Origin of the sequence: Paraburkholderia strydomiana, from assembly GCF_046030495.1 — a bacterium.
In the GTDB taxonomy this organism is placed as follows: domain Bacteria; phylum Pseudomonadota; class Gammaproteobacteria; order Burkholderiales; family Burkholderiaceae; genus Paraburkholderia; species Paraburkholderia strydomiana_A.
The window spans coordinates 25,665-51,195 of sequence record NZ_JAQQCJ010000015.1 but is presented as its reverse complement, the minus strand read 5'-3'; the positions used below and the strand labels follow the sequence as shown (position 1 = coordinate 51,195).

24 protein-coding genes are annotated in these 25,531 nt (G+C 65.0%); 13 read left to right on the top strand and 11 right to left on the bottom strand.

Annotated features, from left to right (window positions below):
• The first annotated feature begins 247 nt into the window (after positions 1-247).
• The 5 genes from PQQ53_RS20425 (at position 248) to hutC (PQQ53_RS20405) (ending at position 4,245) form a co-directional block, all read left to right on the top strand.
• A complete protein-coding gene (locus tag PQQ53_RS20425) occupies positions 248-1,075 on the top strand; it encodes a transporter substrate-binding domain-containing protein (RefSeq protein ID WP_408154851.1) in 828 nt (275 codons plus the stop codon).
• An 83-nt stretch (positions 1,076-1,158) separates the two neighbouring features.
• The gene (locus PQQ53_RS20420) at positions 1,159-1,809 is read left to right on the top strand and encodes an amino acid ABC transporter permease (protein ID WP_408146685.1); all 651 of its coding nucleotides are present in this window, start codon (positions 1,159-1,161) and stop codon (positions 1,807-1,809) included.
• Between the two features lie 24 nt (positions 1,810-1,833).
• A complete protein-coding gene (locus tag PQQ53_RS20415; protein WP_408146683.1) occupies positions 1,834-2,496 on the top strand; it encodes an amino acid ABC transporter permease in 663 nt (220 codons plus the stop codon).
• Positions 2,497-2,509: 13 nt separating this feature from the next.
• Positions 2,510-3,379, top strand: a complete 870-nt coding sequence (locus tag PQQ53_RS20410) for an amino acid ABC transporter ATP-binding protein (RefSeq protein ID WP_408146681.1) — start codon at positions 2,510-2,512, stop codon at positions 3,377-3,379.
• A 62-nt stretch (positions 3,380-3,441) separates the two neighbouring features.
• Positions 3,442-4,245 carry a histidine utilization transcriptional repressor HutC gene (gene hutC / locus PQQ53_RS20405; protein ID WP_408325731.1) on the top strand — a complete coding sequence of 268 codons (804 nt, stop codon included), beginning with the start codon at positions 3,442-3,444 and terminating at the stop codon, positions 4,243-4,245.
• Positions 4,246-4,286: 41 nt separating this feature from the next.
• Here hutC (PQQ53_RS20405) and hutC (PQQ53_RS20400) read toward each other — a convergent pair whose 3' ends face one another.
• The 9 genes from hutC (PQQ53_RS20400) to PQQ53_RS20360 form a co-directional block, all read right to left on the bottom strand.
• The gene (gene hutC / locus PQQ53_RS20400) at positions 4,287-5,093 is read right to left on the bottom strand and encodes a histidine utilization transcriptional repressor HutC (RefSeq protein WP_408325728.1); all 807 of its coding nucleotides are present in this window, start codon (positions 5,091-5,093) and stop codon (positions 4,287-4,289) included.
• Positions 5,094-5,184: 91 nt separating this feature from the next.
• The gene (locus tag PQQ53_RS20395; RefSeq protein ID WP_408325726.1) at positions 5,185-6,834 is read right to left on the bottom strand and encodes an HAL/PAL/TAL family ammonia-lyase; all 1,650 of its coding nucleotides are present in this window, start codon (positions 6,832-6,834) and stop codon (positions 5,185-5,187) included.
• 38 nt (positions 6,835-6,872) lie between these two features.
• Complete coding sequence (locus PQQ53_RS20390) at positions 6,873-7,664, bottom strand: ABC transporter ATP-binding protein (protein ID WP_408154841.1); 792 nt, start codon at positions 7,662-7,664, stop codon at positions 6,873-6,875.
• Between the two features lie 47 nt (positions 7,665-7,711).
• Positions 7,712-8,467, bottom strand: a complete 756-nt coding sequence (locus PQQ53_RS20385) for an ABC transporter permease (protein ID WP_408146671.1) — start codon at positions 8,465-8,467, stop codon at positions 7,712-7,714.
• Between the two features lie 14 nt (positions 8,468-8,481).
• Positions 8,482-9,204 (bottom strand): ABC transporter permease, encoded by a 723-nt coding sequence (locus tag PQQ53_RS20380; protein ID WP_121321560.1) that lies wholly within the window; start codon positions 9,202-9,204, stop codon positions 8,482-8,484.
• An 88-nt stretch (positions 9,205-9,292) separates the two neighbouring features.
• Positions 9,293-10,117: a transporter substrate-binding domain-containing protein gene (locus PQQ53_RS20375; RefSeq protein WP_408155055.1), complete on the bottom strand. Its 825-nt coding sequence runs from the start codon at positions 10,115-10,117 to the stop codon at positions 9,293-9,295.
• A gap of 312 nt (positions 10,118-10,429) precedes the next feature.
• On the bottom strand, positions 10,430-11,110 hold the full coding sequence (locus tag PQQ53_RS20370; RefSeq protein WP_408154839.1) for a methyltransferase family protein: 681 nt from the start codon (positions 11,108-11,110) through the stop codon (positions 10,430-10,432).
• Between the two features lie 33 nt (positions 11,111-11,143).
• Positions 11,144-11,980 carry an arylamine N-acetyltransferase family protein gene (locus PQQ53_RS20365; RefSeq protein WP_408325723.1) on the bottom strand — a complete coding sequence of 279 codons (837 nt, stop codon included), beginning with the start codon at positions 11,978-11,980 and terminating at the stop codon, positions 11,144-11,146.
• A gap of 206 nt (positions 11,981-12,186) precedes the next feature.
• Positions 12,187-12,867, bottom strand: coding sequence for a hypothetical protein (locus PQQ53_RS20360; RefSeq protein ID WP_408146665.1), 681 nt, complete (start codon positions 12,865-12,867; stop codon positions 12,187-12,189).
• 345 nt (positions 12,868-13,212) lie between these two features.
• Between PQQ53_RS20360 and PQQ53_RS20355 the strand changes: the two genes are divergently transcribed.
• The 6 genes from PQQ53_RS20355 to PQQ53_RS20330 all read left to right on the top strand — a co-directional run bounded on the left by PQQ53_RS20355 (position 13,213) and on the right by PQQ53_RS20330 (position 21,159).
• Positions 13,213-14,736 carry a carbohydrate porin gene (locus PQQ53_RS20355; RefSeq protein ID WP_408325720.1) on the top strand — a complete coding sequence of 508 codons (1,524 nt, stop codon included), beginning with the start codon at positions 13,213-13,215 and terminating at the stop codon, positions 14,734-14,736.
• A 100-nt stretch (positions 14,737-14,836) separates the two neighbouring features.
• Positions 14,837-15,988, top strand: coding sequence for a hypothetical protein (locus PQQ53_RS20350; protein ID WP_408325718.1), 1,152 nt, complete (start codon positions 14,837-14,839; stop codon positions 15,986-15,988).
• 44 nt (positions 15,989-16,032) lie between these two features.
• Positions 16,033-17,346: an iron uptake transporter deferrochelatase/peroxidase subunit gene (gene efeB / locus PQQ53_RS20345; RefSeq protein ID WP_408154831.1), complete on the top strand. Its 1,314-nt coding sequence runs from the start codon at positions 16,033-16,035 to the stop codon at positions 17,344-17,346.
• Positions 17,347-17,408: 62 nt separating this feature from the next.
• Positions 17,409-18,440, top strand: coding sequence for an iron ABC transporter substrate-binding protein (locus PQQ53_RS20340; protein WP_408146657.1), 1,032 nt, complete (start codon positions 17,409-17,411; stop codon positions 18,438-18,440).
• Positions 18,441-20,045 (top strand): ABC transporter permease, encoded by a 1,605-nt coding sequence (locus tag PQQ53_RS20335; protein ID WP_408146655.1) that lies wholly within the window; start codon positions 18,441-18,443, stop codon positions 20,043-20,045. It abuts the gene before it with no gap.
• Between the two features lie 58 nt (positions 20,046-20,103).
• Positions 20,104-21,159, top strand: coding sequence for an ABC transporter ATP-binding protein (locus PQQ53_RS20330; protein WP_408325716.1), 1,056 nt, complete (start codon positions 20,104-20,106; stop codon positions 21,157-21,159).
• A 40-nt stretch (positions 21,160-21,199) separates the two neighbouring features.
• Here PQQ53_RS20330 and PQQ53_RS20325 read toward each other — a convergent pair whose 3' ends face one another.
• The gene (locus PQQ53_RS20325; RefSeq protein WP_408325714.1) at positions 21,200-22,075 is read right to left on the bottom strand and encodes a LysR family transcriptional regulator; all 876 of its coding nucleotides are present in this window, start codon (positions 22,073-22,075) and stop codon (positions 21,200-21,202) included.
• Between the two features lie 101 nt (positions 22,076-22,176).
• On the opposite strand from PQQ53_RS20325, the gene PQQ53_RS20320 reads away from it, so the two are divergent.
• Positions 22,177-23,097, top strand: a complete 921-nt coding sequence (locus tag PQQ53_RS20320) for a DMT family transporter (protein ID WP_408146649.1) — start codon at positions 22,177-22,179, stop codon at positions 23,095-23,097.
• A gap of 165 nt (positions 23,098-23,262) precedes the next feature.
• Here the strand turns inward: PQQ53_RS20320 and PQQ53_RS20315 are convergent, their stop codons facing one another.
• A complete protein-coding gene (locus PQQ53_RS20315; RefSeq protein ID WP_408146647.1) occupies positions 23,263-24,561 on the bottom strand; it encodes an MFS transporter in 1,299 nt (432 codons plus the stop codon).
• A gap of 191 nt (positions 24,562-24,752) precedes the next feature.
• Here PQQ53_RS20315 and PQQ53_RS20310 point away from each other — a divergent pair, with 191 nt between their 5' ends.
• Positions 24,753-25,526 (top strand): GntR family transcriptional regulator, encoded by a 774-nt coding sequence (locus tag PQQ53_RS20310; protein ID WP_408146645.1) that lies wholly within the window; start codon positions 24,753-24,755, stop codon positions 25,524-25,526.
• Positions 25,527-25,531 lie beyond the last annotated feature (5 nt).

The window sequence follows — 25,531 nt, the reverse complement described above, 5'->3', positions numbered from 1 at the left end:
CACGCGCATGAAGCGCCGCGCAGTGAGCGCGCCAAAGCGTTCGCGCGCTCACTGCATTGCCGTTGTATATACCGCCAAAAGCGTGCTCGCAAGCTGCATTTCGTCCGTTCATATAAGGGCTTTTCTCTAGCAGAACGTTTATTTGTTTTACGCGAAAAACGCGGTATATACTGCCTCGCATGACTCGCGCCGAACCCGTCGAACGCACTGCTTTCGCGCGACACCGCTTTGCCAACCGGAGAATCCCATGAGTATCCTTGCAGGCTGGAAGTGTCGTCTGGTCATGGTGGCGTTGTGCGCGGCAAGCGTCGCCGCACACGCGGAAGATCAGCTCGCCAAAGTGAAGAAAGCCGGCGAACTGGTGGTCGGCACCGAGATGCAGTTCGCGCCGTTCGACTTCCTCGAAAACGGCCAGCAAGCGGGCTTCAACAAGGACCTGTTCGCCGAGGTCGGCAAGGAAATGGGCGTGAAGGTGCGCTTCATCGACCTGCCCTGGCCGAGCGTGCTGCCGGGTCTCGAAGCGGGCAAGTTCGACATGGTGGGCGGTCCGCTGACGGTCACGAAGGCGCGCATGGAGCGCTACACGTACACGCTGCCGGTCGCGGACGCCACCGACGCGCTGCTCAAACGCGCGAACGATGCATCGCTCAAGCAATCGGCGGATATCGCGGGCAAGACGGTCGGCGCGGGCAAGGGCTCGGCGCAGCTCGATCAGTTGAAGGCCTACGTGGCCACGTTGCCGAAGCCGCCTGAAATCCGCGAATACGTCGACAACAATCAGGCTTATGCCGATCTCGCCGCCGGCCGCATCGCGGCGGTCGCGAACTCGATGACCAATATCGCCTACGTGGCCAAGCAGCGACCGGAGACGTTCGCCGTCGTGCAGCCGCCGTTCGGCGCGAAGGTGTACTTCGCTTACGCGTTGCGCAAGGATGCGGACAGCAAGCCGCTCGCCGACGCGTTCAACGCCGCGCTCGTGAAGATGCACAACGACGGGCGCCTCGCGGCCTTGCAGAAGAAATGGTTCGGCGTCGCGATGGACGCGCCGACCACGATGCCCGTTCCGAACTATTGACCGTCTCACGCGGCCTCTGACGCACGCGATGCGCGCCTCGATGCGACGCATCGCCCTCCATCGTTCCAGCGAGTGCTCCGCCTATGTTCAGCACGACCGTCTTCGTTCAGGGCTTGCCATTGCTGCTGCACGCGGCGCTCGCCACCATCGGCATTTCGCTGACGGGGCTCGTGATCGGCTTCTTCGTGGCGATCGGCGTGTGCGCGGCGCGGCTCTCGCCGAAGCGCGCGGCGCGCATGGCCGGCGGCGCTTACGTGTTCTTCTTTCGCGGCGTGCCGATGCTGGTGCAGTTGCTGCTCGTGTACTACCTGCTGCCGTTCGCGGGCATCAACGTGTCGCCGGTCGTCGCGGCAATCAGCGCGGTGTCGCTATGTTCCGCGTCATATATCGCCGAGATATTGCGCGGCGGCTTTCTCAGCATTCCGCCGGGTCATCTCGAAGCCGCGCGCATGCTCGGGCTCTCGCCGTTCGACATGCTGCGGCGCATCCTCGTGCCGCAGGCATTTCGTCTCACGCTGCCGTCGCTCGTCAATGAAATGGTGCTGCTGATCAAGGCTTCGTCGTTGATCTCGGTGGTCGGCGTAGCCGAGTTGACGCGCACCGCGCAGAACATCGCCGCCAGCACGTACCGGCCGCTGGAAGCGTATCTCGCGGCCGGGCTGATCTACTTTGTGATCTGCGGTGCGCTCGCGCTCGTCGCGCATACCGCCGAATATCGTTTGCAGCACGCCTGATTTCGCGCCCACGCCACCCACGCCATGCAAACGCTCGACCCCACCGTCATCACGCACAACCTGCAGCCGATCGCCGCCGGTCTCGCGACGACGCTCGGCACCTGGGCCGCGGGCGTCGCGATCGGCCTCGTCATCGGCTTTCTGATCGCCGTGCTGCAACTGTTCTGCGGACGCTGGGTGCGCGGCGTCCTGCGCATCTATATCGAACTGTTTCGCGGCACGCCGTTTCTCGTGCAGCTGTTTCTGCTGTACTACGGCGGCCCGTCCATCGGCCTCACGCTCGAACCGATGACGGCCGGCGTGCTCGGCCTCGGCCTCTACGGCAGCGCGTATTTCGCCGAAGCATTCCGCTCCGGCTTCCAGTCCGTGCCGCCGGGACACCTCGAAGCGGCGTCGTGTCTCGGCCTCACGCGCTGGCAAGCCGTGCTGCGCATCCAGGTGCCGCAGATGCTGGTGCTGATCGTGCCCGCGCTGACCAATCTGATCATCGTGCTGAGCAAGGAGACCGCGGTGCTGTCCATCGTCACCGTGCCGGAGCTGACCTTTGTGCTGACCGGCATCGGCTCGGCCACCTTTGCTTTCGTCGAAACGCTGCTGGTGCTGTGCGTGTGCTACCTCGCGCTGGTCGAGCTGACCTCGCGCGCGGGCATGTGGGCCGAGACCCGCATCGCACGCTTCATCGCATGAAACCGGAGCCCTTATGAACGCCATCGCCGACATGCCCTCCTCCGCCTCCGCCGCCGGCGTGGCCACGCCGCCCGGCGCACCGCTGATCGAAGTACGCGATCTGCGCAAACGCTTCGGCGATGTCGAGGTGCTGCGCGGCGTCGATCTGCAGATCGCGCGCTCCGAAGTGGTGTGCATCATCGGCCCGTCGGGCTCGGGCAAGAGCACGCTGTTGCGCTGCCTCGCCGCACTCGAAACGTACGATCAGGGCGACGTGCGCATCGAAGGCGAACTGCTCGGCTATAGCGAGCGCAACGGCAAACGGGTGCGCGCTTCGCAGGGCGAAATCAATCGCGTGCGGCGCAATGTCGGCATGGTGTTTCAGCAGTTCAATCTGTGGCCGCACATGAGCGCGCTCGGCAATGTGATGGAAGCCTTGCTGCGCGTGCGGCATCTGTCGCGCGACGAAGCACGCCGCCGCGCCAACGCGATGCTCGATACAGTGGGCCTCGCGCACAAGGGCGACGCGTATCCGGCGAAGCTCTCCGGCGGCCAGCAGCAACGGGTGGCGATTGCGCGAGCGCTCGCGATGGAGCCGCACATCATGCTGTTCGACGAGCCGACCTCGGCGCTCGATCCGGAACTGGTCGGCGAAGTGCTGCAAGTGATGAAACAGCTCGCACGCGACGGCATGACGATGGCGGTCGTCACGCACGAAATGGGGTTTGCCGCGCAGGTCGCGGACAAGGTCATGTTCATCGACCAGGGGCGCATCGCCGTGCAAGGCAAACCGCGTGAGGTGTTCCACGATGCCGGGCAGCCGCGTCTGCGGCAATTCCTGCAAAACTACTTCGACCGCAACGCGTTCTGGACGCGCGATGCCGACGACGCGCCGCCGCTATGAACGCGCGCCACCCGTCGCCCGTGCCCACGCCCGCGTCACACAACCGCTAGCGAGCGCCGCCGATGACCTCCACGGTTCGCAGCAAGGCTCACGACAAGCCGCTCGCCGCCGCGGCGCTGAAAACCGCGCGCGCCGCCGACGAGATCCCGGCCGCGCGCTACGAACAGGTCAAACATCACATCCGCCAGATCATCGAATCGGGCGCGCGCCAGGCGGGCGATCGTTTGCCATCGGAACTGGATCTCGTCGCGACACTCGGCGTGTCGCGTATGACGGTCAATCGCGCGCTGCGCGAACTGGCCGACGCGGGGCTTGTCACGCGTGTGTCGGGTGTCGGCACCTTCGTCGCGCAAAGCAAGCCGCAATCCACCCTGCTGATGATCGCGCATATCGGTGATGAGATTCGCTCGCGCGGTCACGAATACCGTTGCGATACGGTGCTGTCGCAACGCGAGACGGCGTCGGTGAGCGTGTCGAACGCGTTGGGACTCGCGCCCGGCGCCTCGGTGTTTCATGTGACCTGTGTGCATCGGGAGAACGGCCTGCCCGTGCAGTTGGAAGACCGCTATGTGAATCCGGCGATTGCGCCGGACTTTCTGCAGCAGGACTTCTCGGCGCTCAGGCCGTCGGAGTATCTGTTCGAAATCGTGCCCGCGCACGACGTCGAGCATGTCGTCGACGCGGCGCTGCCGACGCGCGCCGAAGCCGAGCTGCTGGAGATTCGCGTGGAAGAGCCGTGCCTCACGCTGATGCGCCGCACGTGGACGAGTGGCGTGGCGGTGACGTTCGCGCGCTTCGTGCATCCGGGCTCGCGTTATCGGCTGGGTTGCCGCTTTTCGCCGGACATGTCGCAGCGCCAGGGGTAACGCCCCGCGCGCTGCCTCGAGGCGCTCCGATGCAAAACGCGCTAGACGTTCCCCGCCAGATGAAAACGCGACGCCGGATGCCATAAGCGCACCGACGTCGCCACGTCGTCGCCGACCCACGTGCGACGCCAGAGCTGCAAGCACGGCTCACCGATATCCATCGTCAGATGCCGGCGCACATGGGCGTCTGGCTTCTGCGCGTAGATGCGAAACTCCGCGCGCTGGATGGGTGCAAGCCGCACCATGTAGTGATTCGGCGTTTCGACCGTGAAGTCCTGCTGCAAATATTCGGGGAATACTTTCGGATTGACGTAGCGGTCCTCGTACTGGATCGGCTCGCCTTCCTCGCTGTGCACGATGCACGAATGAAACGCCGGGCCGCTCGCGAGTCCGAGCGCTTCGAGCGCCTGCGGATCGTCGCTCGGTTCGAGCGTCAGCACGCGCGCCGCATGACGATGGCCGCGCGCGGCGATTTCGTCGGCGATATTGCGGATTTCCAGCACCGTCGATTCATAACGCTGCGGCGCGACGAACGTGCCGGAGCCTTGCACGCGTGTGAGCACGCGCTCGGCGGTCAGCTCACGCAGCGCGCGCGACACCGTCATGCGCGCGACGCCGAACTCCTTGACCAGTTCCATTTCCGATGGGATCAACCCGTTTGGCTTCCAGTCGCCTGCGCTGATGCGTTTGATCACGTAGCGCTTGATCTGCTCATAGGCAGGCATCGCCCTGACCGGTATCTCGCGGTGGCGCCCGGCGTGGCTCTGCGTCTGCGCGCCCGGCGCTGCAGGTGCGTTCGGTGCGTTCGGTGCGTTCGGTGCGGTTTGCGCGTTTGTAGTTGTGTTCACTCCGACCTCGTGGGTGGTACGCGGTGGTACAGGGTTGTGCACCGTAGCCGGTTAGCCGGCGGGTCAGCCCGCTCACCGGCATTGTTTTCCATCATGCCATGTGGGCGGCGGCCTGCCCGTCGTTGACCGCGGCGCTCGCGGCTGCACGGACGTTGCCCGCGGCCGCCAGATTCGTCACCGTGACGCGTGCGAACTGCTGCGCGCCGTCCACGGAGGTGGCCGGGCGAGGCCCAATGTTACCCGGGTTCGGCAACGGCGGCGGCGCCTCGTCGGCGATCATCCGGAACGCTATGCTCATGTCGTCCGCGAGCGGACGGTCGTCGCGATAGGTCGGCACGACGCGCCGCACGCGTTGCCGCAACGCTTCGGTGTGCGGCGCGCGCGGCGCGTCGATACTTTGCAGATCGTAGGCTTGCGCCGCCGCCAGCAATTCGATCGCGACGATGCGCCCGGCGTTGTCGATGATTTCCAGTGCCTTGAGCGCGGCCGGCGTGGCGTGGCACAGGTGATCCTCCTGCAGGCCCGACGTGATGCCGCCGTCGAGGCTCGCGGGCATCGCGAGGCGCCGGTTCTGCGCCACCAGCGAGGCCGCCGTGTACTGCGCGATCATGAATCCCGAACAGGTGCCGCCCGGCTCCGCGAGAAACGCCGGCAAGCCGCTGACCAGCGGATTGACGAGACGGTCGAGGCGCCGCTCGGCCATCGCGGCGACCTGGGCGATCGCGGTGGCGAGGCTGTCCATGGCCAGCGCGATCGACGCGCCCACCGCATGTGCCTGCGAATAGACGCGCGGCGCATCCGGCGTGCCGGCGACGATCGGGTTGTCGGTGATGGACGCGAGTTCGCGATTGACCACGTCGGCGGTTGCGGCCAGCACGTCGCGCGCGGCGCCGTGCACGTGTGGGATGGTCCGCATGCTCAGCGGATCTTGCGTGCGTTGACCGACCACCGCCGCGAGAATGCCGCTGTCGGCGAGCGTGATGCGCATCCGCTCGCCGACCAGATTGAGGCCGGCGGAAATGCGCAACGCAAGCGAGTCTTCATCGAAGGCCGCGAGCTGGCCGCGCAGATTCTCGAAGCTCATCGCGGCGACCATGTCGGTCCAGTCGAGCAGACGTGCGGCGCGCGCCATCGCCAGCGCCGCGAGGCCGGTGACGCACGGCGTGCCGTTGATCAGGCTCAGCCCTTCCTTCGCTTCGAGCACGAGCGGTTCGAGGCCGAGCAATTGCAACGCGTCGCGTCCCTTGAGCCGCTCGCCGCGATAACGCACATGCCCCTCGCCGATACAGACCAGGGCGATATGCGCCATGTGACTCAGATAGCCCACCGAGCCGAAGGCTGGCACCTCGGGCAAACAATCGGCATTGAGCAAGGCCACCAGTTGCTCCGCGACTTCGAGGCGAATTCCAGAATGCCCGTGCGCGAAGTTGTTGACGGCGGCGGCCATGATCGCGCGCGTCTCGGCGGCCCCGAGCGGCGCGCCGACGCCGACCGCGTGGCTCATCAGAATGTTGCGCGACAGCGTGCGCTGTTCGGCCGGCGACACGATCACGTCGCACAGCGCGCCCACACCGGTATTCACGCCATACGCGCGAATCCCGCGCGCGACGATCTGCTCGACGAGCACACGCGCCGCCATCACGCGCGCGCGGGCATCGCTGCAAAGCTCGAGCGGCTCGCCGGCGGCGACTGCCGCCACCTGAGACCAGTCGAGAGGACGTTCGGAACGGATCACGGCCATGATAGTGCTCTGCTCGGTCAATTACCTGGTGATACTGATCAGTGAGTGCTGCGGTCCTGATGGCTAGACACGAATTGCCGGAAGCGCTCGGACTTGCATTCGACGAACACTTCGTCCGGCGTGCCGTCCGCTTCCACCTGCCCCTGATGCAGGAACATCACGCGGTTCGACACATGACGCGCGAAACCCATCTCGTGCGTGACGACCAGCATCGTGCGGCCCTCTTCGGCGAGCGAGCGCATCACGCGCAGCACTTCGCCCACCAGTTCGGGGTCGAGCGCCGAAGTGGGCTCGTCGAACAGCATCACCTTCGGATGCATCGCGAGCGCGCGTGCAATCGCGACGCGCTGCTGCTGACCACCCGACAGATGCGCCGGATAGTGGCCGCGCTTTTCCGCGAGACCGACTTTGGCGAGCAACGCCTCAGCCTCTTCGACGGACTCGGCGCGGCTACGCTTTTGCACACGCATCGGCCCTTCGATCAGATTCTCCAGCACCGTCATGTGCGACCAGAGATTGAAGTTCTGGAACACCATGCCGAGTTGCGAGCGCACACGGTCCACCTGGCGGCGGTCGCTCGGTTGCAGCTTGCCGTCGCTGCGGCGCTTCATCTTCAGTTCTTCGCCGGCGAGCGCGACCGAACCGTCGTCGGGCGTTTCGAGCAGGTTCAGGCAGCGCAGGAACGTGCTCTTGCCCGAGCCGCTCGCGCCGAGAATCGAGATCACGTCGCCCTGGTGCGCATCGAGCGAAATGCCTTTGAGCACGTGATGCTCGCCGAACGATTTATGAATGTTCTTGACCGACAGTGCGACGGGTGCCGTAGCGTTCATGGAATTCTCCAGTTTCAATCCAGATTCAAGCCAGACAGGCCGGTCATTCAGGACGCGGCGCGGCGTGTTTCAGTGGAGCCCGAGACCGGGCGGTTCGGCGCGCGCTGCGCGGGTGCCGCGCGCAAATGGCGCGACAGACGCGTTTCGAGCAGCCCGAGCGCACGCACGATCACGAAGTTCAGAAACAGATAGATCAGCGCCGCACAGATGAACACTTCAGTCGTGCGATAGCTCTGCTGGATGATCTGCTGCGCAACGCCGGTCACCTCCCACACCGTGACGAGGCTCGCGAGCGCGGTCGACTTGACGAGCAGCACGGCTTCGGTCGAATACGCGGGCAAACACTGGCGCAAGGCAATCGGACCGATCACGCGGCGCAGCAGCGCGAAGCCCGACAGCCCGATCGCATGCCCCGCCTCGATCTGCCCGACCGGCACGGCCATCAGGCCGCCGCGAATGATCTCGGCGGTGTATCCCGCTGTACACAGCGCGAGTGATAAAACCGCGCACAGGTACGGCTCGCGCAACACCGGCCATAGGAAGCTCTCGCGAATCACGCCGAACTGGCCCATGCCGTAGTAGACGAGGAACATCTGGATCAGCAGCGGCGAGCCGCGAAACACGAGGATATAAGCGCGTGCGAAGCGGTTCGGCAGCCAGTGCGGCGAGACGCGCATCGTCACGATCACGAGCGACAGCAGACCGCCGAGTATCAGCGAGCAGAAGAACAGCCCGAGCGTGGTCGGCACCGCGGCGAGCAGTTGCTTGAGCGTGTCGAGCAGAAAGTCGAAATCGAAATGCATGGTGGCCGCTCCCGTCAGTTGCGCGCGAAGTTGCGCTTGAAGGACCGGCCCACGCGCGCCTCGGCGTGGTTGAAGACCCGGTTCGAGATGCTGGTCATCAGCAGATACAGCGCGCCGCCCACTACGAAGAACGTGAAGTACTGATGAGTGGAGCCGGCCGCCACCTGGCTCGTGCGCAGCAACTCCGCGAGCCCTGTCACGGAGATCAGCGCCGAATCCTTCAGGCTCAGCTGCCAGACGTTGCCGATGCCCGGCAGCGCGAAACGCAGGACTTGCGGAATCAGAATGCGGCGCGCCATCGTCAGCGTCGGCATGCCGATCGAGCGCGCGGCTTCGAGTTCGCCGCGCGACACGGCCAGCACCGCCGCGCGATACACCTCGGCCTGATACGCGCCCGAAATCATGCCGACCGCCAGTGCGCCGACCACGAACGGCGGCACGCCGACGAAACCCTCCGCGCCGAACCACTGGCCAACGGTGGTCACGAGCGTCGAGCCGCCGAAATAGAACAGATAGATCACGAGCAGCTCGGGGACGCCGCGAAACACCGTCGTGTAGATATCGCCGATCACGCGCAGCGTGCGAAAGCGCGACAGCTTGGCCGCCGCCACCAGCGCGCCGAGCACGGCGCCTACCGCGAGCGCGGCCAGCGTGAGCGCGACCGTCATCAACGCCGCGAGCAGCAGCACGCCGCCCCAGCCTTCCGGCCCGAAGCCGAGCATTTCTATCAGAGCCATTCCCTACTCCTCGTCCATGACCGCGGATCGAACCAGCCGGCGTGTGCACGCTCGTTGCGCGCGCCGCCTCTACCAAGCGCTCAGCGCATCAAGGCGTGACGTCGGTCTTGAACCACTTTTCGGAAAGCTTCCTGACGGTGCCGTCGGCAAGCGCTGCGCCGATCGCGGTGTCGAACTTCGCCCTCAGATCGGCGTCCTGCTTGCGAAATGCGAGTCCTTCGCCCGGCCCCCAGATCGGGCCGCCGATCTTCGGACCGGCCATCGTGATCGACGCGGTTTCCTTCTTGTCGATGTTGGCGGCGTAGTACGTCACGTCGTCGAACGAAGCGTCGATGCGGCCGTTAGCCAGATCCAGATCGCGCTCGGGCGAAGTCTTGTAGACACGGATGCTGGCGACGTCCTTGAAGCCGTCGTTGATGAATTTGGTGTAGACCGTGCCCGACTGGATGCCGATGGTCTTGCCCTTCAACTGCTTGCGCAGCGCGTCGATGGCCGGCTGGTCGGCCTTCGGGTCGCCCGAGAGCTTGACGATGGCGGCGCTGGGCGCCGCCTTCGGCAAGATCTTCGCATCGGCCACGGCGAACGTGGCAGGCGTCGCGGCGTAGGGCCGCGAGAACGCGATGACTTTTTCACGCTCCGGCGTGATCGAGATCGCATCCATCAGGACGTCGAACTTTCCGGCTTGCAGACCGGGAATCATGCCGTCCCAATCCTGCGCGACGAGGTTGCATTGCAGCTTGGCGCGCTCGCACAGATTGGCGACCAGTTCGGGTTCGAAGCCGCCCAGCTTGCCGCCCGGCAAAGTCAGATTCCACGGCGCGTAGCCGCCTTCCAGCGCGATCGTCACCGTCTTCCAGTCTTTGGCCTGCACCGGGGCCGCGAAAATCGCCACGGCGCCGAGAACGGCGCCCATCAATGCGTTTGCTGCCGTTCTGCGCTTCACTTTCACGTCGAAACTCCTTTGATTGAGGAAACCGTCGAGCTGGGTGTTTTAGCTTTTGTAGTTCGCGTTGATTTGTATAGACAAGCTTGCACGAGTCAAAAAGCGGCTGCAAGTGGATTCAATGGAAATTGCCGGAATCATCGGGCAAACCCCTATGCATCACCGTACGATAAGGCTCTGCGAGGTGTTATTCGTGACCGGATGTCGCGTGACGAAGCTGCCGCGCGCATGATGCGCGAATCACTTTGTCTAGACAGGTTCGCATGCGAAGCGGAATGCGCGCTACCAGATGAACGGCACGAAGCGATAACGCACGCGCGCCATGTACTCGCTGTAACCCTCGAGTTGCTCCGCGAGGACGCGCTCCTCGCGCACCGCGCGCCAGCCGATGCCGAACACCATCACGGGCACGAACGCGAGTCCCCACCATGACCCGAGCAGCAACGGCGTGCCGACGAGCAGCAGCAGCGCGGCGGCATACATCGGATGCCGGATGTGCGCGTAAGGACCGGTGTCGATCACCTTATGGCCGCGGCTTGTCTGGATCTTCACGACCGGCGCGGCATAGCTATTCGCCTGAAACACGAAGCGGCACATGAAGATGCATAGGAACACGCCCAGCGAACCGAGACTGACTAGCCAGACCGGCAGCGGCGCGGACCATTGGAAGCGCATCGCGTCGAACCCCATCGCGATGAGCCAGGCGCACCACACCAGCGCGACGCAGATCATGAAGACACGGTCCCAGCGGCTTTGCTGCGCCTGCACGAACGGCGCGAGACGTTCGGCGAGAAGCCCCGGATCATGGCGCGCGAGCCACAGCCCGATCCACAGACTCAACGCGCCCAGTTCGATCAGATACCACCAGGCGGCCGGCCACGCGAAGGTGCCCGCCGCGCCGAACAGCAGCGCGCCCATAGCTGCCAGCCAGACCACCGTTTGCAGGATGAGGCGCTTGATCATGGCGACGGGCCGTGGCACGTATTACGCCACACGTTACGCGCTTTGCACCGGTGTGCGCACGCGTTCGAACACCTCGGCGAGATCGACGTCGCCGGTGTCCAGACCGAAGCGCTCGCGCAGGCATACGGCGAGTTCGTCGGCGCTGAAGAGCTGGCGCTCGCTAACGATCTGTCCGTTGGCTGCTCGCTCGTTCAGCTGATCGTTGAACAGCGTCAGACGTGCTTGCGGCAACACGCGGCACACGATCAGGTTGCCCGCGAAAATCGAATCGGGCGAGGTCGACGTGTACCAGTTCGAGGTTTCGTAATCGATCCACTCCACCGGCTGCAAGTCGAAGCGGTAGACGCGCGCCCAGCTTTCGTCGTGAGCCCGCACTTCGAGATAGAGCGCGTCGCGCGATGCGTCGGCGAGACGGAACGTGCCGAGCGGCGTCTGCTGCGCGAGACCCGCCGTCAACCGCAGCGGCGCGGTCAGCGTGACGCTGCCGAAGCCGACGTCGGCCATCCACGCATCGGTGCCGATGTCGACGCGCAACACCATGTGCGTGCGAGGCGGCACGGCATCGAACTCGCGGCCCCATAGCACGCGCCCAAGCAGCGGTGTGACTTCGAAACCCAGTTGCATCAGCACGTTGGCGAACAGCGCATTCTGCTCGAAGCAGTAACCGCCGCGCCGCGCGGTGATGAGTTTGCTCTCGACCGATTCGAGATCCAGCTCGACAGGACGCCGCGTGAGCGGGTTCAGGTTCTCGAACGGGATCGCGGCCGGCTGCAGCCGGTGAATCGCCTGAAGAACTTCCAGCGTTGCCGCGCGCGGGCCTTCGTAGCCGATGCGGGCGAAGTAGTTTTCCAGATTGACGGTGTGTGGCATCGGCGTGGTCCCGGTAGGATTTTGAGCTGGACGCTGACGGACCTGCACACTTGCGCCCGCTACGCGGTCCGGCGGTTTCGGGACAAGATCATAGCCGCATTTGCCACGCTTGCTTGCCGCTTGCCCGATGCGCCCGCCTCGAGCGTTTTTCCGTCACTGCGTCAGGCGCCGCCCGACTGAGCGGCGCCCAAAGCACTTGCCGCGTGCTACTGGATACCCTTCAATGCCGCGGTCGCGATCGACGGCACGGTAATGCCATTGCTCGACGCGAACTGCACCGCCGAACTCAGCGTCGACATCAGCGATTGCAACTGACCCGGCGCCGATTGCGCGATGTACGACGCGCTCTGCGCCGTCTGCGGATTCAGCCCCGACTGCAACAGCGAAGACGGACTCATCTGCCCGATGCTGCCGAGTCCCGACTGCAGGCTCGAATACTGGCTCACACCCTTGCCGAGCGACGACAAGCCGTCCGTGAACGCCTGCTTGTTGACCGGCGCTGCCGACGCGCCACCGCTTGCATGACTCGCGAACGCATCGGTCAGCTTCTGCGAGAGCGACTGCTGCGTGCTGCCCACCTGCGTCAACTGACTCACCGACGGCGTTCCTCCGCTCAGCAGACCTGCGGCCTGCTGCGCCTGCCCTGCGGCACTGCTCATGCCCATCGCCGACGCGAGGCTCGACTGGCCGCTGAGCACCTGCTGGTTCGCGCCCACATAGGTTTGCAGCAACTGCGACATGCTGCCTTCGGAGGCCGGCGCGGCGCCCGCCGAACTATTGCCGCCGCCAAGGCCGAACTGCTTCAAATTCAGTTGCGCGTTTGCAACGCCGCTCCCAAACAAACTGCCGCCGACCAGCATCGACATCAAAAGAATGCGGGTTTTCATCTCTCTCTCCTTACTGTATTGGGCTTCGGGTTGATCGTGCGCTTCGACACGTCACTCGCGAGTACGTTCGATCTGACCACACCCATACGATTCAATTACGTTTTCATTCGGTTCAAATTACGTACAAATATCAATTAGTACCAATACGTAACGTACAAAATTACATGTCAGTAATATTGATGAGAATCGTTCTCATTTAAATTGACGCCCGCAATACGCATGAGTACGATTCGCGTTATCTGCTGCACGGCGTCGCGGGCTGTGACTGTGACGGCAAATCGCAGGTTGGCGACATCGCCGGTCCGTGAAGAATTGGTCAATCGAAACATACGAATAAGGATTTCGATGAAGTTCGCCCGACTCCAGGCACGCGCCGCTCAGGCGCACCCGCCTCGCGACTCCGCGGCGCGTGCCGTCACAATTTATCCTACGCGTTTGCCCGCAATGCGGCATGCGGCGCTCTGCGCCGCGTTCGCCTGGGCTTCGCTGACGGCTTCTGCGGCGATGGCCGAAGCCAATCCCGATGCCACACCGGAAGCCCCCGAAGCCGATCTGAACATCAAGGCTGCCCAGACCAGCCAGTGGACCGGCTTCTGGAACCGTGAGCAGATGCTCGGCGACATCGGCGGCCTGCGTCCCTGGCTCGGTAAGTACGGCGTGACATTCACGCTCACCGAGACCAGCGAAGTGCTCGCCAATCTGCGCGGCGGCCTCGCGCGCGGCGCGGACTACGACGGTCTGACGACCGCCACCGTGCAGATGGATACGCAAAAAGCGTTCGGCCTGCCCGGCGGCCTGTTCAACGTCAGCGCGCTGCAGATTCACGGCGCCAACCTGAGCGCGAACAAGCTCGGCACGCTGAATACGGCAAGCGGCATCGAAGCCGACGACACCACCCGCCTGTGGGAGTTGTGGTACCAGCAGTCGTTTCTGAACAAACGAGTCGACGTGAAGATCGGTCAGCAAAGTATCGACCAGGAATTCATCACCAGCCAGTACTCGGCACTGTTCCTGAACACGATGTTCGGCTGGCCCGCACTGCCCTCGTACAACATGCCGTCCGGTGGTCCGGCGTATCCGCTGGCGGGCCTCGGCGTGCGCGTGCGCGGCCAGATCACGCCTTCGTTGACGGCGTTGGCCGGCGTGTTCTCCGGCGACCCGCTCGGCAACAACCCGGACAACCTGAGCGGCACCAACTTCAATCTGCACAACGGCACGTTGTGGATCGGCGAGTTGCAGTACGCGATCAACCAGCCGGCCGACGGCGAAATGGTCGGCACGGGCAACAGGGCGTTGCCGGGCACCTACAAGATCGGTGTCTGGTACAACAACAACAGCTTCGCGGACCAGCGCTACGACAACAACGGCTTGTCGCTGGCGAATCCGGCCTCGACCGGCGTGCCCGCGAATCATCGCGGCAACTACAGCATCTACGCGGTAGCCGACCAGATGGTTTGGCGTCCTGATCCTGACGAGCCGCGCAGTCTCGGCGTGTTCGCGCGTGTGATGGGCGGCCCCGGCGACCGCAACCTGGTGAGCATCGCGGCCAACCTCGGCGTCGTGCTGAAAGCGCCGTTCGCCGGCCGCGACGACGACAGCGTCGGCCTCGCGCTCACCTACATCAAGGTCGGCAATCACGTGCACGGACTCGATGAGGATTTCCGGACCTTCACCAACGGACCCTACGGCGTGCGCACCAGCGAAACCGCGCTCGAGGCGACCTATCAGTATCAGGTCAATCCGTGGTGGCAACTGCAAGCCGACGCGCAATACACGTTCAATGCCGGCGCCGGCCAGAATCCGAACGACCCGACGCAGCCGCTGCGCAACACGTTCGTCATCGGTGTACGGACCAACATCAATTTCTGATGCGGTTCGCGCCCAACCCATACGCTATCGACAAACCGGAACCCATGCTTTCGATCATGACCGACACCACCGCTTTGTGCGCAGGCACGGAGGCTCAATCGTGAACCATCCCACGCGCAAATTTTCGCCACGCGCCGCGCGGGCCCTGATCGCCGCCGCTGCCGGCGCGGCCGCCTTCGCGACGGCCCCGGCTGCGTATGCCGAGCCGCAAGGTTTCCTCGAAACCATCAAGCACCACACGACGCTGATCAACACCGTGCCCGACAACGGCGACCAGAACCCGTACGCGGTAGTGGTCGCGCCGGTCACGGCGGGCACCATCAAGCAGGGCGACGTGCTGGTCGGCAACTTCAACAACTCGACCAATCTGCAGGGCACCGGCAGCACGATCATCAACTATCGTCCGGACACCCAACAGATGTCGGTGTTCGCCACCGTGCCGCGCGATCTGAAGGAATGCCCCGGCGGCATCGGCCTGTCGACCGCGATGACGATGCTCAAGTCGGGCTACGTGATCGTCGGCAGTACGCCAAGCAACGACGGCACGACCGGCACCAAGGGAGCCGGCTGTCTGATCGTGCTCGATCCGCAAGGCAAGGTCGCGTCCACCATCACCAGCCCGAACATCAACGACCCGTGGGGCAACATGGCCGTCGTCGACAACGGCACGAGCGCGACGCTGTTCCTCAGCAACGCGGGCTTCGGCGTGGGCGGTGCGCAAGGCACTCCGCCCGTGTTCAAGCAGGCCACCGTGCTGCGTCTGGACCTCGACATGCCGGCCGGCCGGCCGCCCGTCGTGAAGAAGGAAACCGTGGTGGGCAGCGGCTTCGGCGCGCAGGCAGACAAGGGCGTGTTCCTCGTCGGCCCGACTGGTCTCGCGCTGTCGAACGATCAGAAGGTGCTGTACGTGTCCGACGCGATCGGCAACCGCATCACCGAAATCCACGATCCGATGACGCGCGACACCAGTGCCGGCGTAGGCCGGCAGCTCACCGCCGACGGCCTGCTGCATCGCCCGCTCGCGATGGTCACCGCGCCCAACGGTCACCTGCTCGTGACCAATGCGCTGAATGGCCAGATCGTCGAGATCGATCCGGCAACCGGCAAGCAGATCTACGCACGCTGGATCGACACCGACAAGGCGCAATCGCCGCCAGGCAACGGCGACCTGTTCGGCCTCGCGATGACGCCCGAAGGCGACGGCTTCTACTACGTGCAGGACGACGTGAATACATTGGTGCTCGCGAAGTGAGCGTCACGCGCTCTCGCGACGATGAAGGCGAAGGTGAAGTAACCATGAAAGACGATCAACCCCCACGGCCTCCGCGGCCATCAAGGCGCGGTTTTCTGAAGGCGGGCGGCGCCGCGGTCGCCGCCGGCGCGAGTCTCGGCGCAGGCCTCGCCGCGCCCCAGAGCGCGCTCGCGAAAGCCTCGACGCGCAGCACCGATCCGCAGATGGCCGTCGAGCCGTTTTACGGGCTGCATCAAGGCGGCATCGTCACGCCGCAGCAGAGTCACACGTACGTCGCCGCACTCGATCTGACGACCGACAAACGCGACGACGTGATCGCGCTGCTGCGCGCGTGGACCGATGCCGCCGCGCGTCTTACGCAAGGCAATACGGCCGCCGCGTTGCCGACGGGCGATGCCGGCGACAACAAATCCGCGCCCGATTCCGGCGACGTGCTCGGCCTCGGCCCCAACGCGCTGACGATCACGTTCGGCTTCGGCGCGGGCCTCTTCACGAAAGACGGCAAGGACCGCTACGGCCTCGCCGCGCGCCGCCCCGCCGCGCTCGTCGATCTGCCGCGCTTTAACGGCGACCAGCTGATCCCCGAGAAAACCGGTGGCGACCTCTTCATTCAGGCGTGCGCGAACGACCCACAGGTCGCGTTTCACGCGGTCCGCCAGTTGACGCGAATGGTCTACGGCAACGCAGCGATGCGCTGGGGCCAGGCCGGGTTCCTGTCGGGCCCGCGCGGGCAGACGCCGCGCAATCTGATGGGCTTCAAGGACGGTACTAACAACCCGTCGATCGCGAAGCCGCAGTTGATGAACGAATTCGTCTGGGCCGGCGCTTCCGCCGACGCGCCGTGGATGGAAGGCGGCACCTACACCGTCGTGCGGCGCATCCGCATCACGCTCGAACACTGGGACAACATGGAGCTGGGCTTCCAGGAACAGGTGTTCGGGCGACACAAGTACAGCGGCGCACCGATCGGCAAGAAGAACGAGTTCGACGCGGTGGACCTGAAGGAAGAGGACAAGGACGGCAATCCGGTGATTCCGGAGAACTCGCACGTGCGTCTGTCGAATCAGGCGAGCAACAAGGGCGCGCAGATTCTGCGCCGCTCGTACTCGTATAACGACGGCACGAACTTCTATATCGAACGCTGGCCGCCGTGGCGCCAGGAAACCGAATACGACGCAGGGCTGATTTTCATCGCGCATCAGAGCGACCCGCGCGCCGGCTTCATTCCGATCAACGACAGGCTCGCGAAGTTCGACATGATGAACCAGTTCACGACCCATGTCGGCAGCGCGATCTTCGCGGTGCCGCCGGGGGCGAAGCCGGGTTCGTATATCGGCGCGGGGTTGTTCGAGACGTAACGCACAGCCCTGAAGCACACCACTTAGATCAACCAACCTCATCACAACGGGATTTCTGGAACATGGCTCATTCTCGATTTGGCACCCGCCTGCGCCTGCTCGGCAGCGTGGCCGCGCTTACGCTGGCCGCTTTCGCGACGGTGCCGTCGGCGGCGCACGCCGCTTCGATCACGCTGTACAACGCGCAACACGAGCAGGTCGTCAATCTGCTCGCGAAAGACTTCGAGAAGCAGTCGGGCATTTCGGTGAAGATCCGTAACGGCGAAGGCCCGGCGATGGCCGCGCAGATCGTCGCGGAAGGCGCCGCGTCGCCCGCCGACGTGTACTTCACCGAGAACTCGCCTGAGCTGATGCTGCTCGAAGAAAAAGGCCTGCTCGCCAAGGTGGATAGCGAAACGCTCGCCGCCGTGCCGACGCGTTTCAACTCGCCGGGCGGCGTGTGGGTGGCGGTGACCGCGCGTGAAAACGTGCTCGCGTACAACACGACCAAACTGCAGCCCTCGCAATTGCCGCAATCGCTGTTCGATCTCGCCAAGCCGGAGTGGAAAGGCAGGATCGGCATCGCGCCGAGCGACGGCGACTTCCTGCCGCTCGTGAGCGCCGTGCTCGCGCTCAAGGGCGAAGAGCAAACCGTGCAATGGCTCAAGGGTCTGAAAGCCAACGCGCAGATTTTCGACGACGACGAAGGCGTGGTGGCCGCGGTGAACCGTGGCGGCGTCGCGACCGGTCTGATCAACAATTACTACTGGACGCGCCTGCATGCCGAACTCGGCGACGCGAAGACCCGCAGCGCGATCCATCACTTCGGCAACGGCGACGCCGGCGCGCTGGTGAACGTGTCGGGTGCGGCGGTGCTGAAGACCGCGCACAATGCGGACGGTGCGCAGAAGTTTCTCGCGTACCTGGTCGGCGAACGCGCGCAACGGTTGATGGCGAACAGCCACGTGATGTTCGAATATCCGCTGCATGCGGGTGTGGCACCGGACCCGATCCTGAAACCGTTCACCGAATTGAGCCCGCCCGCGCTGACGATCCAGCAACTCGGCGACGACAGCCAGGCCGGCAAGCTGCTGCGCCAGGCCGGTCTGCTGTAAATGAGCGAAGCGCTGTCAGCCGGGCCACCGGCTGTCTCCCCCGCCCCGGCGCGCACCCGCTCGCGCGCGCCGCGCGGTTTATTCGCGGCGGCCGCGCTCAGCGCTTTGCTGGTGCTGCTGCCGATTGCGTTTACGTTCTGGCGCGCCGCGAGCTTCGGCGCCGCCGAGGCGCTCGATCTCGTGTTCCGCCCGCTGGTCGGCGAACTGCTGGTCAACACGCTGATGATCACCGTGGCGACGACGCTCGTGTGCGCGGTGGTCGGCACGGCGGCCGCATGGTTCGTCGAACGCACGCATTTGCCGGGACGCCGCATGTGGGCGGTGCTCAGCGCCGCGCCGCTCGCAATGCCCGCTTTCATTTCCAGCTATGCATGGGTCTCGCTCAGCGAGGATCTGCAGGACTTCAACGGCGCGCTGCTGGTGCTGAGTTGCGCGTATTTCCCGCTCGTCTATCTGCCGGTCGCCGCCGCGCTGCGCGGCATGGACCCGGCGCTCGAAGAAAGTGCGCGCGCGCTCGGCTGCAATCGCTGGAGCAGTTTCGTGCGCGTGGTGCTGCCGCAATTGCGGCCGGCGTTGCTCGGCGGCATGTTGCTGGTGGCGCTCGGCGTGCTGTCCGAATTCGGCGCCTTCACGCTACTGCGCTTTCGCACCTTCACCACGCAGATCTACGCGGATTTCCGCACCAGTTTCGATGGCGGCGGTGCTTCGCTGCTCGCATGTCTGCTGATCGTGATCTGCCTGATCGTGCTGGCGTTCGAGTTTCGCGTGCGCGGCGCGGCGCGTTACGAGCGCGTCGATCGCGGCACGCGGCGCGCGGTGTTGCGCTATGACCTCGGCGCATGGCGCTGGGTCGTCGTCGCGGGCTTTGCGCTGTTGACGATCACCACGCTCGGCGTGCCGCTCGGCATGATCGGCTACTGGCTCACGCAGCCGGGCGCGGCGGCTGTCACGCCGGCCGACGTGTCGCCCGAACTGCTGTTCAACGCGACGCTGTCGTCGCTCGGTTTCGGCCTCGCGGCGGCGCTGCTGACCACCTTGCTCGTGGTCCCGCTCGCGTTCCTGCTGGTGCGTTATCCGGGCCGCTTCGCGACGCTGTTCGAGCGCACGGTGTTTCTCGCGCAAGGCGTGCCGGGTCTGGTGATCGCGTTGGCGATCGTGTCGCTCGCGGTGCACGCGCTGCAACCGCTTTATCAAAGCGCGACGCTGCTTGTGATCGCCTACGCGATGCTATTCATGCCGATCGCGCTGGTGAGCGTGCGCGCCGCGTTCATGCAGGCGCAGCCGCGTCTCGAGGAAACCGCACGCGCGCTCGGCCTGAACTGGTCGCAAACGCTCTTTCGCGTGATGCTGCCGCTCGCCGGGCCTGGACTGGGCGCCGCGGCGGCGATGGTGTTCATCTCCGTCGTCACCGAATTGAACGCGACGCTGCTGCTCTCGCCTCTCGACACACAAACGCTCGCCACCCAGGTGTGGGCCGATACGTCGACGATGGCCTTTGCCGCGGCCGCGCCGTATGCGGCATTGCTCACCGGTATTTCGCTGCTTGCGTCGGGGCTGTTGTTCGCGCTGCTGGGCAGGTCGGCGCTGCTTGGCGAGCGGGGTTGAGGTGGTCGATGTCGCTGAAGATACCGCTGAACCCACGCCCTTTTAACATCGGATTTTCATGAGCGAACTTCGTATCCGCGGGCTGCGGAAATCGTTCGACGGCCAGCCGGTGCTGCACGGCATCGACCTGTCGGTCGAGCGCGGCACGCTGCTCGCGCTGCTCGGCCCGTCAGGCAGCGGCAAGACCACCTTGCTGCGTCTGCTGTGCGGTTTCGAACGCGCCGATGGCGGCAGCGTCGACATCGACGGACGCCGGGTCGCCGACGACAACCTGCATATGCCGTCGGAGCAGCGCCGCATCGGTTACGTGCCGCAGGAAGGCGCGCTGTTTCCGCATCTGTCGGTCGCCGACAATATCGTGTTCGGCTTGCCGCGCATGCAGCGACGCGCGCGGCATCGGGTGGCCGAGTTGCTCGAACTGGTCGGCTTGCCGGCGGAGTTCGGCACGCGCGCGCCGCAGCAGTTGTCGGGCGGTCAGCAGCAGCGTGTCGCGTTGGCCCGGGCGCTGGCGCCAGCACCAAAGCTGGTGATGCTCGACGAGCCATTTTCGTCGCTCGATGCCGCGTTGCGGCTCGAAACCCGGCAAGCGGTGGCGAGCGCATTGGCCGCCGCCGGCGCGACGGCCGTGCTGGTCACACATGATCAATCCGAGGCGTTGTCGCTCGGGCACGAAGTGGCGGTGCTTTGGAACGGCCGGCTGATCCAGACCGCGACGCCGGAGATGCTGTACCAGCGGCCGGTGACGCGCGAACTGGCGTCGTTCGTCGGCGAGGCGGTGTTGCTGCCGGGGCTGGCCGAGCGCGATTGCGTGAGCTGCGAACTCGGCGAACTGACACTGGCCGCGCCGATAGGCAACGGCATGGTCGATGTGATGCTGCGGCCCGAACAGATCCGCCTGCTGCGCGCCGATGAGAGCACAGCCGATGGCATGGCTTATGAGGCCATCGTCACCGATGTGATCTTTCAGGGGCAGGACGCCGCTGTGGCGCTGCAATTGCAGTCGGCGCCGCGGACGATGGTGCGCGCACGCGTGCCCGGTTATCTGTGTCCGCGTCCGGGAGAACAGGTGCGGCTCGCGGTGGATGGGAAGGTGACGGCTTATCTGCGGGGTTAGGAATGGCCGGGTTGCGGACGGCCCCCATCGCACTTGTGATCTATACCCCACGCGTCGGCGCCCGCAACGACAGATCCTGCACCATCTGCGCAGCCAGATAATCGCAGGTCGGCCGGTCCGATTTGGCGCTGCGCGCCACCACGATTTCCAATGGCGCGATCTTCGGCAAGCCTTGCGCTTCGCCGAGAATCGCGAGCCGCGCCGGCACGCTGCAACGCGTGAGCGCGATCACCGACAACCCCGCATCCACGGTCGCCACCAGACCCATCAGGCTCGCGCTGCTGAACGCCGCCCGATAGCGGATCCGCGCGCCGTCCAGAGCGGCCAGCGTATGCTGGCGCGCGACGCAACCGGGCTCATAGAGTCCCACCGGCAACGGCGACGCCGCCAGCACCGGCGTATCCACCGATGCCCCCACCCACACCATCGGCTCGCTGCGCACGAATTCGCCGCGCAATTTGCGGTCGCGCGTGACGAACGCGAGATCGATCTTGTTATCGGCCAGCATCGGCGCGAGCGACGTGCTTTGCGCACAGACGATCTCGATCTCCACATGCGGATACAGGTTCGAGAACCGCCGCAACACCGGCGACAGCAGCGACGAGACGTAGTCGTCCGGCGCGCCGAGCACCACGCGTCCCGTCACCTCGGGCCGCACGATCGCCGACCACGCCTCCTCGTGCAACGCGAGCACGCGCCGCGCGTATTCCAGCAGCGTATTGCCGGGCCGAGTGAGCGACAGATTGCGTGTATTGCGCGCGAACAGCGTGGTGCCGAGCATGGTTTCGAGCCGTTTGATCTGCATGCTGACGGCCGCCTGCGAGCGATGCACGGTGGTCGCCGCTTTGGTGAAGCTGCCTGTCTCCACCACCGCGACGAAGCTGCGCAACAGGTCGACGTCGAATTCGGGGTGCATGATTTATCAATCCGGCTGATGGAATTACTCAATTTAATTCGTTTGTCGGTGCCACGCAAGCCGCGCAATACTCGGAATATCCCGTCTCGGAGCCGCTTCGCATGTCCCTCACCCAACGTCAACAAGGCGCGATCACTCTCGCGAGCGGTGGCCTGCTGATGGGCACGCTAGGCGTCTTCGTCGAAGAGGCGCGGCTCGGCGCGCTGACGCTCGTGTTCTTTCGCTGCCTGTTCGGCTTTCTGTCGCTTGCCGCGTATTGCGCGTGGAAGGGCTTTTTCACGCGCTCACATTTCACGCGCCGGACCGTCGCACTCGCGTTGCTCTCGGGCGTGCTGATGGTCACGCAGTGGGTCGGCTTCTTCGACGCGATCCATCGCACCAGCATTGCCGTGGCGACGGTGGTGTTCCACGTGCAGCCGTTCTGGGTTGTGCTGATCGGCGCGGCGCTGTTCAACGAGCGGCTCGGCATGGATCGGCTCGGCTGGATCGCGACCGCCTTCATCGGACTCGTGCTCGCCTCGGGCGTCGCGGCCACCGGGAATCTGCAGGGTCATACGGGTTATCTGATCGGAATTGGCGAGGCGCTGGTGGGGTCGCTGCTGTATGCGAGCGTCACGCTGATCGCCAAAGGGCTCGGCAATCTGCGGCCGCATCTGCTGACGCTCGCGCAATGCGCGGTCGGCGTGGTGTGTCTGCCGTTCATTGCGCCGCTCGGCGCGGAGCATATCGGCCCGATGCAGTGGTTCTGGCTGGTCGGCATGGGCGTGCTGCATACGGGGTTGGCGTATGTGCTGATCTACGGCGCACTGCCCAGGCTGAGCACGCCGGTGATCGCGGTGCTGCTGTTCGTCTACCCGCTCACCGCGATCGTGGTGGATGCGGTGGTGTACGGCCGGGCGCTGTCGCTGCCGCAACTCGCGGGCATGGGGCTGATCGTGGTGGCGAGCCTCGGGGTCAATTTGGGCTGGCCGCTGCTGTCGTTGCTGCGCACTCGTGGGCAGGCGCGGCGGCACGCGGATTGAGATCCCGTCTCACAGCACATAGGTACCGGCTGACCGCAAAGTCATCAGGATACCGAACCGATTCTATAAAACGCGATGGATTCAGACAACGCTGTGCTGAATCCACTCACGCAGGCTGGCCGCCATAATTCGTGCTGAAGACCTATTCACGCCACCCGGCCAACCTCACTGCGGCAACACCTCCCCCTTCGTCTCAGGCGCGAACGGAATCACGAACAGACCAATCACGAACACGAGCGCCGTCAACGCGACCGGCACGCCGAGCGTATGCATGCGCAGCACCGCAGCACCGAGCAGAAAGTTGACCCCCGCGCCGACAAACCGCCCGAACGACGTGCAGAATGCGAACGCCGTGGCCCGCACGCGGGTTTCGAACTGCTCCGGCAGCCACAGGCTGAACAACGCGAAATTGCCGCCAAAAAAGCCCAGCACGCAGAGCCATGCGATGAACGGCGCAAGCCCGTTCGGCAGATAGAACGCCCAGCCGAAACTGCCGGCGATCGACACCGCCATGCCGGCGAAGTAAATCGCCAGAGTCTTCTTGCGGCCGATGCGCTCGGCGAGCGGCGGCAACGCGAGACAGCCGATGATCGTCGCGATGGACAGGAGCCCCGTCGCCACCGACGCCATCCTGATCGAATCGGCCTTCGCCATGCCGGCGCGGGTCGCCAGCTGAATCACCGCGGACGGCTCGTACACCGCACCCGCCCACAAGCCGATGATCGCAATCGTCAACAGGATGCACGCTACCCAGGTCCTGCGCCGATAAGCCGGTCCGAGGATTTCGCGAAGCGGTTTGCTGCGCACGGCGTTGGCTTCGGCCTTCTGCCACTTCTCCGGCTCTTTCACGCGCAGCAGGATCAGAATCGCGACCACCACCGGCACGGCGCCGGTGAGGAACATCGCGCGCCAGCCGAAGTGCACGCCGATCGTGTAGTTGAGCGCCGCCGCGAGAAAGAAGCCCGCGTAGTAGCCCGTTTGCAGATAACCCGCGCCCATCTTGCGGCGATCCTCCGGCCACGCCTCGGCTACATAGGTGCCCGCCAGCGCCCACTCGCCGCCGATGCCGACGCCCGCAATGAAGCGATAGATGCCGAGTTCCCACACGTTCGAAGACGTCGCGGCGAGCCCCGTGAAAATCGCGAACGTGAAGATGGTGCCGGCCAGCACCTTGGTGCGTCCAAAGCGGTCGGCGAGCGGCCCCCAGATGAACGACAGCCCCCACCCCACGAGGAACAGCGCAAACAGGATCGAGCCGGCGAGACCCACGTTTGCCGGCGTGGCCGCAAAGCCGGAGCGCGGCAACAGCTCGGTCAAGGCCGGCGTCAGCACGAGCGCGTAGATGAACGAGTCCATCCCGTCGAGCGTCCAGCCGGCCCATGCTCCCCAGAAACCTACGATCTGCGAACGATTGAGCGGCGTGCGGCGCCGCGCGACCGGTGTACCGTCGGTCAGTGAATTCATCATGCTCCTCCGGCCCTATGGCGGGCGTACGTAATCGGAACTACCGGGAACGACATGGAACGGCGCGCGCAGGTGAATGGATACGGGCCGCCCTCGTACGACGGAGGAGCGGCCTGCGGGTCGACCCGGCAGAAATTTTTCGGGTTTGTCCGCGTGTAAAGCGCGTCTTTTTATATATAATATTCGATACTATGAGCGACACAATAGATGGTTTTCCCCTGGACGCCCCGGCACGCGGTCCGCTTTTACCCGCGGCGGCGCCGCGCGAGAGCACTTCGCGTGTGATCGCGGAGGCCCTGCGCACGGCGATCGTCGACGGCACGCTGGCGCCTGGCGCGCCACTGCGCCAGGACGCGATCGCGCGGCACTTCTCCGTCAGCGCGATTCCGGTGCGCGAGGCGCTGCGCCAGATCGAGAGCGAAGGCTGGGTGAGAGGCGCGGTGCATAAAGGCGTAACGGTCGCGCCGTTGTCGGCGGACGAAGCGCGCGAGATCTACGAGATCCGCTCCGCCCTGGAGAGCCTCGCGATCGGCCTTGCGATTCCCAACCACAGCGCCGCGACGCTGCGCGAAGCGGCAAACCTGTGCCACGCCGCCGAACGCGAGCCTGAGCCGTCGCTGTATGTCGCGCGCAATGTCGCGTTTCACATGAGCCTGTATGCGCCCGCCGGGCGTCCGCAACTCGAGGACATGATCGGCATGCTGCATCGGCGCGGCGAACGCTATCTGCGCCTGAAATTCGGCTTGCCCGCGTACAAGGGCGAGTCCGACAATGAGCATGCCGCGCTGCTCGACGCCGTGCAGCGCCGCGACATCCCGATGGCCCAGTCGCTCGTCGTCGCGCATCTGCTCGGCACCGGCGAGCTGCTTCATCGTTTTCTGACCGAACGCGCGCAGGCGGAAGCCGCGCTTGCGAATCAACCGAAGCCGCGCGGCAGACGCCCGCGCACTACCACCGGGAGTTGACCGAG